This is a genomic window from Natronococcus sp., assembly GCF_047921035.1.
Lineage (GTDB): Archaea > Halobacteriota > Halobacteria > Halobacteriales > Natrialbaceae > Natronococcus.
On record NZ_JBLRWX010000163.1, the window covers coordinates 2,757 to 4,792 of the forward strand.

At 67.8% G+C, this 2,036-nt stretch carries 2 protein-coding genes and 1 pseudogene; all 3 read left to right on the forward strand.

Features of this window, described 5'->3' with window-relative positions:
• Nucleotides 1-496 (forward strand): gas vesicle protein GvpO, halophile-type (gvpO, locus tag ACNA7R_RS19310; RefSeq protein WP_416285142.1); only part of this gene is annotated, 496 nt, incomplete at its 5' end.
• A gap of 196 nt (nt 497-692) precedes the next feature.
• A complete protein-coding gene (locus ACNA7R_RS19315) occupies nt 693-1,025 on the forward strand; it encodes a CHY zinc finger protein (RefSeq protein WP_416285143.1) in 333 nt (110 codons plus the stop codon).
• 61 nt (nt 1,026-1,086) lie between these two features.
• Nucleotides 1,087-2,036 (forward strand): annotated as a pseudogene (locus ACNA7R_RS19320) (DNA mismatch repair protein MutS); the annotation flags it as partial.

The window sequence follows — 2,036 nt, forward strand, 5'->3', positions numbered from 1 at the left end:
CACCGGGGACGGGGAGCGGTGCTCCCGCCCGGCCCAGGACGACGGGTTCTGTTATCAACACGACGAGAGTGATCCAACCGTGAGCGATAGTCAATCAGCCGACGAACAGGAGCAGGAGGACCAGGACGACGACCAAGACCAGTCAGGGGAGGACGTCCAGTCGGCCGAGATGGCCGACGAGGAGGCGACCGATCCCGAGGACGTCGACACGAGCGCCGTCGACGAGGACGACCAGATCGCCGGCGTGCTCGCGATCCGAAAGACCGTCCAGTCGACGGCCGGCAAACTCATCGGCCACGAGTTCGACGGCGTCAGCGAGATCTCGCCGATGGACGAGGGCTGGCGCGCCGTCGTCGAAGTCATCGAACGGTCGGCCGTCCCCGACACTCAGGACATCATCGGCCGCTACGAGATCGAACTCGACGAGGACGGCGTCATCCAGGGGTACCGACGTCTCGGTCGCTACCGACGCGGCGACACGAAGGCCTTCGAGTAGCCCCTGATACGGATTGCTGTAACGATGTACCGGCGCAACCGCGACCCGTACGGCGGTTGCGCCGGCAATGACTTACAGGAAACCGTATGACGCCCGCTCTCGAGTCGGCTCTCGACCCTCGATCACTCTCCAGTCCACCCGTTTCGACGACGTCCCGTCCGAAACCGTCAATCCTCACACTCCCCTCGAGACGACCGTGCAACTCGTCGGCGAACACCCGGTTCACGGACTCGAGGTCGATCCCGAAACGCGCTGTGAACACTACCGCACCGAGCGCGACGTCGTCGCGTTCCGCTTCGGCTGCTGCGAGCGGTACTACCCCTGTTTTCGCTGCCACGAAGCCGTCGCCGACCACGAGGCGGTCGTCTGGCCGCGCGACCGGTTCGACGACCCCTCGGTGCTCTGTGGCGCCTGCGGGACGGCGATGACGGCGCCAGCGTACCTCGACTCGGACTCGCGGTGTCCGAACTGCGAAACGGCGTTCAACTCCGGCTGCACGGACCACCTCGAGCACTACATCGAACGATAGCGCCCGCGCTCGATCGAACCGGGAAGCAAGCTATTTGCCCGTCGAGCGGCCGAGTGCGGGTATGGATCCGGCGCTTGGCCCGCCAGACGCGATGGCCGAGAAACGCGACGAGCTGACGCCGATGATGCGTCAGTACCACGACCTCTGTGCGCGCTACGACGACGCGCTCGTGCTCTTTCAGGTGGGGGACTTCTACGAGACGTTCTGCGGCGCCGCCGAGCGAACCGCCCGTCTGCTCGAGGTAACCCTGACCAGCCGCGAGGACAGCACGGGGGAGTACCCGATGACCGGGATTCCGGTCGACAACGCCGAGTCGTACATCGAGGAGCTGCTCGAGGCCGGCTACCGGGTCGCCGTCGCCGACCAGATCGAGGAGCCCGGCGAGTCCCCGGGGGTCGTCGAGCGGGCGGTCACTCGCGTCATCACGCCCGGAACGCTCACCGAGGACGAACTGCTCGCGAGCGACGACAACAACTTCGTGGCTGCGCTCGCCAGCGCCGATGGGGCTGAACCGACGCTGGCGCTGGCTCTGCTCGACGTCTCGACAGGCGATTTCCTCGCGACGAGTTCGACCTCGAGCGAGGCGATCGCCGACGAGGTGAGCCGGTTCGACCCCTCGGAGGCGGTCGTCGACCCCGACGCCTCCGGCGACCCCCTCCCGGAGGACTGCATGGTGACGCCGTTCGATCCCGACGCGTTCGCCCTCGAGCGCGCGACCGAGACCGTCTCGAGCTATTTCGGCGAGCCCGACGCCCTGCTGGCCGGCGACGCCGAGATCCGGGCCTGTGGCGCCCTGCTCGAGTACGCGGAGTACGCCCGCGGGGGAGCGAGCGAGAACGAGGACGCGACCGACGGGGAGGCCGAGACGGCCGACCGCGACGGCACCCGCCTCGAGTATACACCCACCTCACCCGGTACGACCCCCGCGAGTACCTGCTGCTCGACGCCGTCGCCCTGCGGAGCCTCGAGCTGTTCGAACCCCGCGCCGTGCGGGCTCGGGAGGACGCCACC